Annotated in this window: 11 protein-coding genes; all 11 read right to left on the reverse strand. The window is 63.9% G+C overall.

The features are described 5' to 3' along the window. Positions 1–87: 87 nt before the first annotated feature. On the reverse strand, positions 88–852 hold the full coding sequence (gene madM / locus HBN98_RS10495; RefSeq protein ID WP_083367676.1) for a malonate transporter subunit MadM: 765 nt from the start codon (positions 850–852) through the stop codon (positions 88–90). Position 853: 1 nt separating this feature from the next. After that, positions 854–1,270 carry a malonate transporter subunit MadL gene (gene madL / locus HBN98_RS10500; RefSeq protein ID WP_003229065.1) on the reverse strand — a complete coding sequence of 139 codons (417 nt, stop codon included), beginning with the start codon at positions 1,268–1,270 and terminating at the stop codon, positions 854–856. A 66-nt stretch (positions 1,271–1,336) separates the two neighbouring features. After that, positions 1,337–2,257: a malonate decarboxylase subunit epsilon gene (gene mdcH / locus HBN98_RS10505; RefSeq protein ID WP_083367675.1), complete on the reverse strand. Its 921-nt coding sequence runs from the start codon at positions 2,255–2,257 to the stop codon at positions 1,337–1,339. Further along, positions 2,254–2,874 (reverse strand): malonate decarboxylase holo-ACP synthase, encoded by a 621-nt coding sequence (locus tag HBN98_RS10510; protein ID WP_083367674.1) that lies wholly within the window; start codon positions 2,872–2,874, stop codon positions 2,254–2,256. Before HBN98_RS10510 ends, mdcH begins: the two co-directional genes overlap by 4 nt. Next, on the reverse strand, positions 2,868–3,653 hold the full coding sequence (gene mdcE / locus HBN98_RS10515; RefSeq protein WP_083367673.1) for a biotin-independent malonate decarboxylase subunit gamma: 786 nt from the start codon (positions 3,651–3,653) through the stop codon (positions 2,868–2,870). The genes HBN98_RS10510 and mdcE overlap by 7 nt, the downstream gene beginning before the upstream one ends. Next, positions 3,650–4,501, reverse strand: coding sequence for a biotin-independent malonate decarboxylase subunit beta (locus tag HBN98_RS10520; protein WP_083367672.1), 852 nt, complete (start codon positions 4,499–4,501; stop codon positions 3,650–3,652). The genes mdcE and HBN98_RS10520 overlap by 4 nt, the downstream gene beginning before the upstream one ends. Next, a complete protein-coding gene (locus HBN98_RS10525) occupies positions 4,494–4,793 on the reverse strand; it encodes a malonate decarboxylase subunit delta (RefSeq protein WP_003229075.1) in 300 nt (99 codons plus the stop codon). The genes HBN98_RS10520 and HBN98_RS10525 overlap by 8 nt, the downstream gene beginning before the upstream one ends. Continuing rightward, on the reverse strand, positions 4,793–5,665 hold the full coding sequence (locus HBN98_RS10530; RefSeq protein WP_083367671.1) for a triphosphoribosyl-dephospho-CoA synthase: 873 nt from the start codon (positions 5,663–5,665) through the stop codon (positions 4,793–4,795). The genes HBN98_RS10525 and HBN98_RS10530 overlap by 1 nt, the downstream gene beginning before the upstream one ends. Further along, a complete protein-coding gene (mdcA, locus tag HBN98_RS10535; protein ID WP_083367670.1) occupies positions 5,665–7,335 on the reverse strand; it encodes a malonate decarboxylase subunit alpha in 1,671 nt (556 codons plus the stop codon). The genes HBN98_RS10530 and mdcA overlap by 1 nt, the downstream gene beginning before the upstream one ends. Before the next feature lie 740 nt (positions 7,336–8,075). Then, the gene (locus HBN98_RS10540) at positions 8,076–8,546 is read right to left on the reverse strand and encodes a chemotaxis protein CheW (protein WP_083367669.1); all 471 of its coding nucleotides are present in this window, start codon (positions 8,544–8,546) and stop codon (positions 8,076–8,078) included. Then, positions 8,539–14,451 carry an Hpt domain-containing protein gene (locus tag HBN98_RS10545; protein ID WP_083367668.1) on the reverse strand — a complete coding sequence of 1,971 codons (5,913 nt, stop codon included), beginning with the start codon at positions 14,449–14,451 and terminating at the stop codon, positions 8,539–8,541. Before HBN98_RS10545 ends, HBN98_RS10540 begins: the two co-directional genes overlap by 8 nt. Positions 14,452–14,458: the final 7 nt, after the last annotated feature.

The raw sequence follows: 14,458 nt of genomic DNA on the forward strand, positions 1-14,458 counted from the left end.
ACTCAGGACTTTCAAGTCGGCATACCTCCAGCATCCAACTCGGTCAGTCCCCTCTCCCCCCGGGAGAGGGTTAGGGGCTTTTGATTTTCAGCCCACAATCCCGCGAACAATGAAGAACAACAGCGAAGGCCCCAGCAAGCACCCAAGCCCGGTGTGGAACGTCGCCGTCAACGCCCCATAAGGCACCAACCGTCGATCCGTCGCCGCCAGCCCCGCCGTCACCCCGCTCACCGTCCCGGCCAGACCACCAAACACCATCGCCGAACGCGGGTTATCCAGGCCCATCCAGCGCGCTGCGACCGGGGTGCCGACCATCACCAGAATCGCCTTGATCAACCCGGTGGCAATCGACAGCGCCATCACATCCGAGGTCGCGCCAATCGCCGCGCCGGTCACCGGGCCGACGATGTAAGTTACCGCGCCCGCGCCGATGGTGGTCATGCTCACCGCATCGCGATAACCGAACGCCCAGGCCATGCTCGCGCCGACAATGAACGGCAGGATCGTCCCGAGCAGCAGCGCGATCACTCCGATCAACCCGGCTTTCTTCGCCTCGGTCGCCTGCACTTCGAACGCGGTGGCGACAATCGCGAAATCACGCAACATCGCCCCGCCCATCAGGCCGATGCCGGAGAACAGCGTCAGATCGGCCAGGCCTTTCTGCCCGCCGGTCATGGTGCCGCCGACCCAGGCCAGCACCAGACCGATGACGATGGCAATCGCCGAGCCGTGAATGCGTCCGAAGGTCAGGCGTTTGGAGAGAACCACCGAGACCCACATGATCACGCCGACGAAGGCGAAGGCAGTGACAAGACCGTTGTGTTCCAGACCGTTTTCAATGAGTGCCCACATGTCAGCGACCTCCTACCGGGGTGCCGACCGGAGTGACTTCCACCGGTTCGTCGGGCAACGGTTCGCCCTTGTGGGTGCGGCTGATCAAGGCAATCGTGCAACCACACACCACCACCGAACCGATTGCCGCCAGCACCGCCACCGGTCCGCCGTGCAGGGCGGTGACGACGTTCTGTTGCGCAGCCATCGCCACCACCACCGGAATGTACATCGCGCCCCAGAAGCCGACGCCCATCTCGCAATCCTTGGTCATGCCGCCGCGTTTCTGCATCCACAACCGCGCGCAGATCAGCAGGATCATGGCGATGCCAACCCCGCCGACATTGGATTTGACGCCCAGCAGCACACCGAGCATGTCGCCCATGATCACCCCTGCCAGCGTACAGATCGCCAACAGCGCCACACCGTAAATAATCATTGTTGTAGTCCTCAAAGTGCATCGTCGAATGTTGTTTTTGTTGTTCGAAGCCTGAGTCGCGGCGGTTTATGGTCGGCGGTTCCCCTCCTCACGCAACAGCGCCTGCAAGGTGTCGAGTCGCGCACTGTCGAAGGCAGTGACCGTGCCCGATTCGAACACCCGGCGCGCCAGCCCGGTCAGCACCGCACCGGGCGGCAGTTCGATTTGTAACCGTACGCCGCGCTCGTAGGCGCTTTGCACGGTGCCGCGCCAGTCCACCACGCGGCACATGTTGAAAGCCAGGTCGTCACGCAAGGCGTCAGGCTTGAGCATCGGACGTGCGCGACTGCCACTCAGGTAAGCGATGTTCGGGGTCTTCAGTTCAACCTTGGTGAAGGCTGCGGCCAGCGAGTTGGCGGGTGCCTCCAGCAACGGGCAGTGCGAAGGCACGCTCACCGCCAGGCGTTTCGCCAGACCGGCGCCACGACTGCGCGCCAGTTCGGCCACCGCTTGCATGGCCTGGTCGCTGCCGGCAATCACCACCTGGTTATCGGCGTTGATGTTGGCCAGGTACACCGGCGACTGCGCGCTGTGCACCTGCGCCAGCAGCGTTTCGACGGTGGATAACTGCAGACCGATGATTGCGGTCATGCCATAGCCCTGTGGATAAGCCTGCTGCATCAACTCACCGCGCAGGCTGACCAGATGCAAGGCATCGCTGAAGCTCAAGGCCCCGGCGACCACCGCTGCCGGATAGGCACCGATGGACAGGCCGGCGACGTAATCCGCCGTGAGTCCGTCCTGCAACAATTGCCGAGACGCCGCGACCCCGGCGATCAACAGGCACAGCTGAACCGCCCGGGTGCTGCGCAACGCTTCGGGCGAATCGAGCAGCGAGACATCTTCTCCGAGCACGTTGCTGGCCTCGACCACGGTTTCCCGAGGCAAACGCTGGAGCATGCCCGGCTGCTGCGCGCCCTGGCCGGGAAACACCAACAGGCTGCTCACGCTGCCTGCTCCTGCGGGTTCCACGGATCAGCCACCAGACACGCCTGATGCTGGTTTTTCAGCAGCACGCGTGCAGACCCGCTGGCCCATTCGCGCAACGCGACCGCACCGAACGGCGTCTGTAATTGCATGTCGACCCGGCACACCGCCTGATCGAAACGCTCGACCAGTTTGCGCGCCTGATTGCGCGTCAGCAGCTGCGGCGTGCGCAAGATCAGATCAAGATCACTGGCCGTATGCATCGCGGTAACCCCGCTGGCCAGTTCAAACCCGGCACTGCCGCTGACACCCCAGACCCAACCGCAGTCATCGAGCATTGGCCGCAGTTGCTTGAGCGCGTGAACCACTGGCAACTCACGCGCGCTGTCGACCTGACACAGCGCCTCGGGACTGACCCGACGCGCAATCGTGTCGAGTTCCATGACCGCCGCCAGGCGCTGCTCGCGCGACACTCCGCGAATGCCCACCGCGACCAGACCTTCAGCGCTCACCGCCCGCCGCACCACCACCGGTTGCCCGGCGGCCAGCGACTCGATTGCCCACTGCGGCGCACCCACCGGCAGCTGCGCAGGGGTCATGCCCCACAGCAGGTCGTGGGCCAGCGGCATGTTCACCACTGCGCCCTCAACAGTTCACGCACGCGGCTGGATGCTTCGCGATTTTTCGCACCGAGTCGATTGCTCAAATCAGTCGCGCAGACATCGCCGATGGCCTGCTTCAGGCATTCGCTGACCCGCGCCAGATCCTCCGCTGTCGGCTGCTCGATCTGTTGCACCGCCAGGGTTTCCCAAAGCAGTCCGAGGCTGGCATAGCTGTCGATGTCATAGGCCATCGGCGGCACGCTGGCGGCCAGCGCCTCCAGTTCCTCGACACTGCGCAAGGTCACCCGCGCCGCCGACGCCTTGCCCATCGCATGCACCATCACCCCCGGATCGCGCAGCGCGATCAAGCGGTTGGCCTGATAACCATGAGCCAGAAACGCCCCGGACATCGCCTTGCCCACCAGCAGCGCAATCACCGGATGCCCGGCCAGACGCGCGCGGGCATAGCTGTCCGCCGCACCGGCCAGGGCCTGATGAATGCCGAGGGCTTCTTCGCGGCGACCGTAAGCCTGGCTCGGCACGTCGACGATGGCGATGATCGGGCGCTTCTGCGTTTTGTCACGGTCAGCGCTGATCACGTCATCCACAGCCTTGGCCAAGCCCCAGCCTTCGAGCAATCCGACTTCGCCATTGCGGGCACGTGGGAAACGGTTGTCCGGGTCAGCGACCACAGCGATAAACCGCCCGAGTTCGCCATCGGCCACTTGCAACGACGGCGGCAAACCTTCCACGGCTTGCGCACCAGCGCTCAGGGCGTTGAACCAGTTCAAACCGCGCACGGAATAACCACTCATGAGCGCTCTCCTTGATACAGATCGCGAACCACCGAAGGCTCGATTTGCGGGTCGGTGTTCAGGCTCGTCAGACGTTGCAGGAACCATTCGGCACGCTGACTGCGCGGTTGGCTTGGCAAGCCTTGTTGCAACAGTTCACCGACCTGCTGGCGGATCTGCGCCACGTCATCGGCGACATAACGATCCACCAAACCGCTAGCGAAACGTTGCTCGCCACCGGTCAGGCTCCAGATGAAGGGCCGGTCGCGGGAGTCGTATTCTTCGAGCCCGGCTTCCTGCTCGATCACTTGCGGGCCGTTGAGGCCAAGGCGTGCTTCCTGGGTCACCAGCAAATAGCTGCACAGCGCGGCGGCAATCGACATGCCGCCAAAGCAACCGACGCTGCCCGCCACCACACCCACCACCGGCTGGTATTGCTGCAAATCGACAATCGCCGCATGAATATCGGCAATCGCCGCCAGCCCGAGGTTGGCTTCCTGCAAGCGCACACCACCGGTTTCCAGCAGCAGGATGGCGCGGGTCGGAATGCCTTTGCGGTTGTCTTCGGCGGCCAGTTCCAGCGCACCGGCAATCTTCGCCCCGCCGACTTCGCCGAGGCTGCCACCCTGAAACGCGCCTTCAATCGCCGCGATCACCACCGGCAAACCGTCGAGGCTGCCCTTGGCGATCACCACGCCGTCATCGGCTTGCGGCACCACGCCCTGGCGTTCGAGCCATGGCGACATGACCCGTTGAAACGGGTCGAGCAATTCGCGGAAGGTCCCGGCGTCGAGCAAGGCTTTCGCCCGTTGCCGCGCACCGAGTTCGACGAAGCTGTGTTTGTTGAGCAACGCTGCGCTGTCAGTCATGGCCGATCTCCTCGAACCCTTGTTCCAGACGCAGGCGCACCACACCCGGCGTGGCGCCGAAATCGTGAATATCGATGGCCATCGCCGGCGGCGTGGTGCCATCGAACATCCGCGCAAACAAATGCTGCCAGCGCTGCTGCGCGCCGTTGACCGAGGTCTGCACGTTGATCGTCAGCTTGCCGGCCAGACCCGGTTCGATCAGCACTTCCAGATCGCCCGAGCCGACACAACCGACCAGCGCGCGCCCGCGTGGCGGCTGCCCGGCGGGGAATTCAAAGGATAAGGTTTCCATCAAAACGCTCCCTGAAGGATGCCGTCGCGCTCGATTCGGTCGAGCAGCAGCGTGGCGGCGAGCAAGTCGGCGGCGCCACCGGGCGAGGCATTCAATGCGATGAGTTGTTGATCCAGTTCGTGCAGGCACCGACGCCCGCTGAGGCTGGCGCTGCCGCCGGCGTCGAGCACCGCTTGCGCGCCGTTTTGCATGGCGTGCAGGCCTTGTTCACCAGCGCGGTAGAGCACGCAGGTATCGGCCAGATCGGTCATGATCGCCAGCAGCGCATCGAGCCGGGCGTTCTGCTCGCCGTGGCCGTTGGCGCGGCTGCGCTTGAGTTGTGGCAGGCCGCGTTGCAGCACGGACGGGAAGCCGAGTTGCGCTTCTTCACGGGCGCCACGTGCGCCGTAACGCAGGGCGACTTGCGCGCCATGGCTCAAGGGTTTTGGTGCGTAGCGGTCATCCAGCAAGGCCAGACGTGCGGCGCGCAGGGTTACGGCATTGGTGCTGGAGGATTGCGGTTCCAGCGCAGCGGCCGTCACCAACAGACCCAATGCCCAGATTGCCCCGCGATGAGTGTTCACGCCGTTGGTGGTCGCGAGCATGGCTTGTTCGCCTTCACGGCCGATCCGGCCAATCGCTTCGCGTAGCGGTAATCCGACTTCGCCAATGGCCAGTGCAGCCTCGGCCATTTCCTTGAACGCCGGCCACAACGACAACGCCGAGGCGTGCATCAGGCCCAAGTGCAAATCGGTGTGCGCGCCATTGCCACGCCGGTCGACCAGCGCCGGTTTCGGCGACAGGTCGGCTTCGTCGATCAGCGCATCCACCGCCAGATCGGCCAGGCGTTCGCTCAGGCTGAGGGGTTTCGCTTGCAGGTTGAGTGCGTGCATTACCAGCTCCTGAACTTGGCGGGCGGGTTGTAGAGGCCGCCGGACCACTCGACCAGATCGGCCACGCTTTTCGCCGCCAGCAGTTCGCGGGTGGCGTCGGTGCGGCGGATGCCGAGGTCTTCGGGCAAGGCGATCAGGCCTTCGCGGCGCATGCGTTCGGTGTCTTTCGGGCTGTGGCGCAGGCCGATGGCAGTCACGCCCGCAACCGCAGCGATCATCGCCTGGCGTTCTTCCAGCGAGCGCGCCTTGTACAGGTAGGCGATGCCTTCTTCGGTGAGCAGGTGGGTGACGTCGTCGCCGTAGATCATGATCGGCGCCAGCGGCATTCCGCTTTTCTTCGCCACTTCCACCGCATCGAGGGTTTCGACGAAGGTCGGTTTGCCACCATCCTGGAAGGTCTCGACCATTTGCACCACGAGTTTCTTGCCGCGCTCGAGCATCGGTTGCTGCGAGTCGTCGTGACGCATGTCGAGCCATGCCGGGGTGCCGTGACGCCGGCCACGCGGGTCGTGGCCCATGTTCGGCGCACCACCGAAACCGGCGAGACGACCACGGGTGACGGTCGAGGAATGGCCATCGCCATCGACCTGCAACGTCGCGCCGATAAACAGATCCACCGCGTACTGCCCGGCCAGTTGGCAGAACATCCGGTTGGAGCGCAGCGAGCCGTCGCGGCCGGTGAAGAACACGTCGGGGCGGGCGGCGATGTAGTTTTCCATGCCCAGTTCGGTGCCGAAACAATGCACGCTTTCGACCCAGCCGCTTTCGATCGCCGGGATCAGCGTCGGGTGCGGGTTGAGCGTCCAGTTGCGGCAGATCTTGCCCTTGAGGCCGAGGGATTCGCCGTAGGTCGGCAGGATCAGTTCAATGGCGGCAGTGTTGAAACCGATGCCGTGGTTGAGCGACTGCACGTTGTGTTTTTCGTAGATCCCGCGAATCGCCATCATCGCCATCAACACGTGCACCGGTTTGATGTGCCGTGGGTCGCGGGTGAACAGTGGTTCGATGTAGAACGGCTTGTCGGCCACCACCACGAAATCCACCCACGACGCTGGGATATCAACGCGCGGCAGGTCGCTGACGTCGTCGACCAACTGGTTGACCTGAACGATGACGATGCCGTCGCTGAAGGCGGCCGGTTCGATCAGTGCCGGGGTGTCTTCGGTGCTGGGGCCGGTGTAGATGTTGCCGGCGCGGTCGGCCATGAACCCGGCCGAGAGCACAACGTTGGGGATCAGGTCCACCACCAGCCGGGCGTAGAGTTCGATGTAGGTGTGAATCGCACCGATTTCCAGCAGGCCGTCTTCGAGCAACTGGCTGATGCGCAGGCTCTGGGTGCCGGCGAAGGAGAAATCGAGCTTGCGGGCGATGCCGCGTTCGAACAGGTCCAGGTGCTCGGAGCGACCGACACTGGGCATGATCATGTGCAGGTCGTGGAGTTTTTGCGGATCGGCCTTGGCCAGCGAGCGGGAAAGGAAATCCGCCTGCTTCTGGTTGTTGCCCTCCAGCACCACACGGTCACCGGGATGGATCAGCGCTTCGAGCGCGGCGACGATCTTCTCGGTGGGCAACACCACACCGTCGGCCAGCCCGCGCACCTTGTCGAGACGCCGCTGCTTCTCGTCACGCCGCCGCGTCCAGCGCGAGTCGGGGGAAATTGTTGTTGTCATGCTCACTCCACGGGGTTCGCTGTCGTGGAGCTAAGGTAGGCGCGTGGGGTGGAGGGCATCAATCAAGCGCGGTGGTGAATCATTACGCTCAGCGTAACGTTCACTGCCGCATTCGCGAGCAGGCTCGCTCCCACAAAGGTTCTGTGTCGTGCTCAAAATCCCGGCTCACTGAAGATCCAATGTAGGAGCGAGCCTGCTCGCGAAGAGGCCAGTCAGAACACCGCATCAATCAGTCTGTGGGCACCAATTTGTCCAACACCCGATTCACCGCTGCTAAAAGAAGGGGTGGCAGCTGAACGCAGGTTAGCAGACCGGGGAACCTAAGGAAGCCGGCGCGCCGAAGCGCCCTGCGCACAGCCGCCATCGAATGCAGGCACTGAGCCTGACGATGATGTATGTGCACCCTTAGATTAACCACGGGCTGCTAAACCCGATCACTGGGAGTCAGTGACGGGATCAAGTTACGCAGCCTGCCAAGGGCGCACAAGCCGGCGGATTCTGGTGCATGCGTAGGCAGCGGCGCAAGGATTTGTAGGCTAGGGAGCCGTAACACCGGGTGTCTTTAAACAACGCGACTGAAAGGCGTTTATTTCGCACAGAGATTGAGGATTTGTCTGTCGGATTGGAGTGTAGCGACTGGCGCTATCGCGAGCAGGCTCACTCCTACAGGGGGAACGCATTCCAATTGTAGGAGTGAGCCTGCTCGCGATGAGGCCAGTCAGAGCACCCCAAAGGCTGGATCAGTGAGCGAGGCCAGCCTCCACCAACAACTTCTCCAGCCCCAACAAATCCGGCACCTTCGCCACCTGCTCCCCGACCTGCACCGCCGCCTGCTCCAGCGCACACAACGGCACATCGACATAACTCAACTGGCTGTCGAGCTTGTACGAACGCGGTATCCCCTGCACCAGCAGCGCAATGAATTTCAGCTCCGGCAACCCGCCCAGCGCATTGAGAATCACGATTCGCGCGCGCTCGCCAATGACGATTTTCTGCCCGCACGCCGACTCGAAACTCAGCAGCGGAATCTGCCGTTCACGCCAGCTCACCCGCCCCAGATACCAAGGCGGTGTGTCCAGATCGAAGGCGCTGGCCTGGTAGTCGATCAGCTCGGCCACAGCGACGTTGGGCAGGATCAGGTTGCGGTCGGCCAGTGGCAGCAGCAGGCCGGTGAGTTGGCTGGTGCGCGCGTTGTGGCGGCGCTCATGCATGTTTCTTGCTCCAGTGGGCAATGCTTTCGAGCAGCACCGATTCCTGATACGGCTTGCCGAGGTAGTCGTTGACGCCGATGGCCATCGCGCGGTCGCGATGTTTCTGCCCGGTGCGCGAGGTGATCATGATGATCGGCAGGTGTTGCAGGCGTTCGTCGTGGCGCACCTGAGTGGCGACTTCGAAGCCGTCCATGCGCGGCATTTCGATGTCGAGCAGCATCACATCGGGCATGTGTTCTTCGAGCAGCAACATGGCATCGACCCCGTCCTTGGCGGTCAGCACGTTCATGCCGTGGCGTTCGAGCAAACGGCTGGTGACCTTGCGCACGGTCACCGAGTCATCGACCACCAGCACCAGCAGCGGTTTCTGCGGTTCGCTGTCGATTTCCGCAGGGGCCGGGCGCTGCGCAACCCGCGCCTGCATCGCGCGGATCGGCGCCAGCAGATCCAGAATCAGCACCACCCGGCCATCGCCGAGAATCGTCGCCCCGGACACCCCCTGCACCGCCGCAAACTGCGGGCCGAGGCTTTTGACCACGATCTCGCGGGTGCCGGCCATCGCGTCGACCTGCACCGCGACGCGCCGGTCGTTGCACTGCACCAGCAGCACCGGCAGCGGCAGGCTCTGGCCGAGCAATTTCGGGCGTGGCGCGGTTTTCAGCAGCTCGCCCAGGTAGCACAACTCATAGCGCTGGCCGGCGTAGTGGTAGCTCGGTGGATCGTTGCGAAAGTGCCCTTCCAGATCGTTCGGCAGGACGCGGACGATGCCTTCGATGGTGTTCAGCGGAATCGCGTATTGATCCTCGCCGCACTGCACCATCAGCGCACGGTTGACCGACACGGTGAACGGCAGACGAATGCGGAAATGCACGCCCTGCCCCGGCACCGAGTCGATGCTCATGGTGCCGCCGAGCTGACGGACTTCTTCGTGAACCACGTCCATGCCGACGCCGCGTCCGGAAATCTGGGTGATCTTTTCCGCCGTGGAGAACCCCGGCTGCAGGATGAATTGCAGCACATCGCGATCGCTGATCTCCGCGTCCGGCGCGAGCAAACCACGTTTGATCGCCTTGCGCCGCACTGCGTCGAGCGGCACCCCGGCGCCGTCGTCGCGGATATCGAAAACGATGTCGCCGCCCTCGCGGGACAGGTCGAGGGTGATCGTGCCCTGCGCCGGTTTGCCCGCCGCCAGCCGCACCTCGGCAGACTCCAGGCCATGGTCGACGGCGTTGCGCAGCATGTGTTCCAGCGGCGCGGCCATGCGCTCCAGCACGTTGCGATCCATCTCGCCTTCGGCATTGTCGATGATGAACGCGACGTCCTTGTTCAGCTCTTCGGCGACTTGCCGCACGATGCGTTTGAGCCGCGGCAGCATGCGTTCGAACGGCACCATGCGCGTGCGCATCAGGCCTTCCTGCAATTCGGTGTTGATCCGCCCCTGCTGCTGCAACAGGTTCTCGGCGTCGTGGTTGCGACGGTCGAGGGTTTCCTTGAGGTCGAGCAGGTCGGAGGCCGATTCGAACAGCGCCCGCGACAGTTGCTGCAACTGTGAATGGCGGTCCATTTCCAGCGGATCGAATTCTTCATAACCGAGGCGTTCGGCATCGACCTGCTGGCGGCTGAGAATCCGCCCCTGGGTTTCGGTGTCGAGCCGGCGCAACTGATCGCGCATGCGTTCGATGGTGGTTTCCATCTCGTTCAGCGCGGTTTGTGCATCGCTGACCTGTTGTTCGATACGCCCCCGGAAGATCGAGGTTTCGCCGGCCAGATTGACCAGTTCATCGAGCAGTTCAGCGGAGACCTTGACCATGTCCGCGCCAGCGTCGGCAGCCGGCGGCGCCGCGTCAGTTTTGACCGGAACAGCTAGCACTGGCGGCGTTTCTACCGTCGCCGGATGACTGAAATTCTGGATCGCATTGATCAGCCGGTCCGCCGGCGGGCACGGTTGCCCGGCGCGCACGCCATCAAGCATTTGGGCCAGCCGATCATGCCCGCGCTGCACCAGCGCAAACAGTTCCGCCGATGGCTGCAACGCCCCGGTGGAGAGACTTTCGTACAGGTATTCCAGCTCATGGGCGAGGTCGCCGATCGGCCCGATCTCGACCATCCGCGCGCCGCCCTTGAGGGTGTGCAGATCGCGCAGCAGGGTTTCGACTTCCTGGCGATTGCCCGGCTCGGCCTGCCAGCGCAGCAACGCCGCGCCGGAGTTTTCGATGATGTCGAAACCTTCTTCGAGGAAGATTTCCAGCAGCTCCGGGTCATGCGCGGCGCTGTCGTGATCGGCGGCCGGTTGCGCCGTTTCGGCAGTCGCGGATGCGCCCTGACGGAACTGGCGGATCGCCTCGATCAGCTCCAGCGCCGGGATCAGCGGTTGATGCGCCTGCAACTGCTCCAGCAACACCGCCAAGCGGTCATGGCTCTTGCGCAGTAAACGACCCAAGGTCTCGCTGTGACTGTAGCGACGATCCACCAGCCCTGCGTAAAGACCTTCCAGTTCGTGGGCCAGATCGCCAATGGCATCGACTTCGGCCATCCGCGCGCCGCCCTTGAGCGTGTGCAAATCGCGCTGCAACGACGACAGCGGCGCACTGTTGTCCGGGTCGTTCAACCAGCGCTGCAAGGCCTGGCCGGCACTGTCGAGAATGTCCACCGCCTCTTCGAGGAAGATCTCGACAATCTCGTCGTCCGGCGCGGTCTCGGTATTGGCTTGGGCGAGTTCGGCGGTTGCGGCGCCCAGTTCATGGATGCTCAAGGTGCGGCTGCCGTCGCTGCGGATCAGCCCCATGGCCGTCGGGTCGAGGCTTTCGTCGAGCAGTTCGTGCAAGGCGCGGATGCGCTGCGGCTGCGGCGTGACTTCCTGGCCGGCGGCCAGTTCGTCGAGCATGTTGATCAGCGCTTCGTGGGCCTTCTGCGCCTCCTGGAAAAACCGTTCGCTGACCGCCAGGCTGCTTTCTTCCACCGCGCCATAGAGGTCGAGCAAGGCCTCGCACAACACGTCCACCGGCAACAGATCGGCCATGTGCGCGCCTTCGCCGAGGGTGGTCAGTTCATCCAGCAGCGCGCTGAGTTCCTGGCGTTCGCCGGGGTGCTGCTGCCAACGCTGCAACAGGCTTTCGGCGTCGAGCAGGATGTCCATGCCCTGGGCGAGGAAGTTGTTGATCAGTTGCGGGTCGCGCTTGATCCGCAGGCCGGTGTTCGGCGCATTGAGGATGGCTTCCAGGCGTTCGGCGAGCAATGCGCCCGTGCGTTTGATCAGCGACTGTGCACCGACAATCGGCGCCAGCGGATCGTGCTTGAGCTGACGCAGGCCCACCCGGAACAGGCCTTCGGCTTCGAGCAGCAATTCCACTTCGTCGAGGTCGAGTGGCAACTGATGCGCCTTGAACTCGCGGGCCAGTTGATCGAGCGGCGCCGCCAGCTCGGCAATCGGCAGCACACCGGCCATCGACGCACTGCCCTTGAGGGTGTGCAAGGCGCGCTGCAACTCATCGCTGGCCTGCAGCGGTACATGCTCGGCAGCCTGATCGAGGAAGCGGTTGAGGCTGGCGAGGTGGGTTTCGGCCTCGTTGCGGAAGATCTCCAGCAACAGCGGATCCAGTGCGGCGACGTCGGCGACGTCTTCCTCGGCCAAGGCCGCGTCACCTTTGGCCAGGACGTGAGCGCGGGCCGCGAGTTGATCGACATCGCTGCGCTGACGCTGGCGCTGATTGGCGAATTCGTTGATCAGCTCCGGCAGCAACAGCACGGTGTCGGTAAGCAGTTGCGGCACCGCCGAACCCGGTTCAACGCTTTGTTCCAACACCCGGTTCAGCAGGTTTTCCACCGCCCAGGCCAGCTCGCCGAGGATCAGCGCGCGAACCATGCGCCCGCTGCCTTTCAGGGTGTGAAAGGCGCGACGCAGTTCGGTCAGGGCTGCACGGTCCTGCGGGTTGGCCGTCCAGCGCGGCAGGTATTCGTGGAGGACTTCGAGGACCTCGTCGGTCTCTTCGAGGAACACTTCGCGCAGTTCATCGTCCACCGGTTCTTCATCGGCGGGCGGCGGCATCAGGCTGCCGGGGGTGATCAAGGCCGGCGGGTTGACCGCCGACACCGGACTGGCCAGCACATCGGCCAGCGACTGCACGGTCTCGGGGTCGTCCAGCGCCTGCAGGTCTTGCATCACCAGCGCTTCGTTGGGGCTGAGGACGTCGTCGAGCAGCGGCACGTGCGGTTCGTCGGGCTGCTCGTCGGGAAAGAAACCGAGGCTGGCGAGGCTCTTCTGCGCGACATCCAGCAGTTGTTCGTTCGGCGCTTGCGGATCGTCGCTCAGGCGCTCGAGGTAATACTCGAGGCTGGTGATGACATCGGCCAGGTGATCCAGTTGCTGCCAGCCCGGCTCGTGCGGATCCAGCAGCAGGTGTTCGCGAATAAAGCTGTTGCATGCCTCGACCAGACTCGCCGCCCGGCTCAGCGGAATCATCGCCAGCGCGCCGCGCACCTGGGTCAGCAGTTCCGGCAACGGTTGCAGTTGCTGGCGATCCCAGTCGGCGTCGATGTAGTCGACGATCATGTCCTTGGCCTGTTGCAGGCAGATGCGCGCTTCCTTGATCACGATCTGATGGATCTGCGTCAGGTCGGTGGTCGGCAGGCGCGCGTCTTCGGGGCTTTCCGGCTCGACCGTGCCGACCATGCCGGCGAGGTTGGCTTCGACGTAGAGCAAGGCGCCGGCGACGTCCATCAGCGTGGCGTCACTCGGTTCGCGCTGGCCCTGGGCGAGGCTGAGGACCACCGCCAGTTGATCGATGATGACCTTGCGCGGCTGGCCGAAACCGAGCACCGCGAGGGTGTCGGCGATCTGCCGCAGTGGCGCCAGCAGGCTTTCCAGATCGGAGGTGTGCTGACGGTCGCTGCGCACGAACAGGTCGAGGCGCTCCTTGACCCGCACCAGCTCTTCGCACAGCGCCGCCAGCACCGAGCGCATCGCATCGCGGTCGGGGCCGGCCAGGCGCGCGCGTTCTTCGTCGACCATCGCGCTGTCGGGCAACGCGTCGTCCAGGGAGTAGCGATCTTTCATGGTCAGCATCTGCCCGGTGGGGTGTTCGGCTTTGGCAATATAGAACAGCAGGCTTTTGAGCAGCTCCGCAGGGGGCGGCTGGTTGAGGCCGCGCATGCCCTGCTCGAGCAGGCGCTTGAGTTCCTTGTCGGCGTCCTTGAACAGGCTGCGCAGCGCCGGACTATGGGCGATGGCGCCTTCGCGCATGCCTTCGACCAGCGCCGATGCCACTTGCCACAACGGGCTCAGCGGCGCATCACCGCTCAGGGCTTCGAGACGGCTGAAGACCTTCGTCAGGTAGTCCAGATGCGTCTGGTCATCCTGCTCGCGCAACAAGCCGACCAAGGCCATTTGCAGCATCTGGCGTAACTTGCGCAGCACGTTCGGCAGTTCCGCCGGCTCCAACTGCGCCAGCGCTTGTTCACTGAGCGGCGGCAGCTCGGGCAGTTGCGGGCTGAACAGGCTGGTTTCCGAGAGCAGACTTTCGCCGCGCGCGCTGCGCAGGTCGTTGATCAGCGGCAGCACCACCAGCGGCAGGTCGCGGCGGGCACTCTGCACGCGGTCGAGGTAGATCGGCAATTGTCCGAGGGCTTGCAGCAGCAGGTGCAGGGCTTCGTCGCGGTGGCTGACGCCTTGGTGTTGCAGGGCTTCGACCAGATGTTCCATTTCTTCGGCGAGCAACGCGGCGCCGTAGAACTCGACCATCTGCAGACTGCCGTGGACTTGATGGATGTAATCCAGGCACTCGTCCAGCCCGGGAAAGGCCTGCGGATCATCGAGCACGGCTTCAATCGCCTGATGCGCCTGCCTCAGCGTTTCGGCAATTTCACCTTTGACCCATTCGAGGGCCACGTAGTCGTGCCGGTCACCCATAACCACT

It is taken from the genome of Pseudomonas koreensis (genome assembly GCF_012986595.1).
Lineage (GTDB): Bacteria > Pseudomonadota > Gammaproteobacteria > Pseudomonadales > Pseudomonadaceae > Aquipseudomonas > Aquipseudomonas koreensis.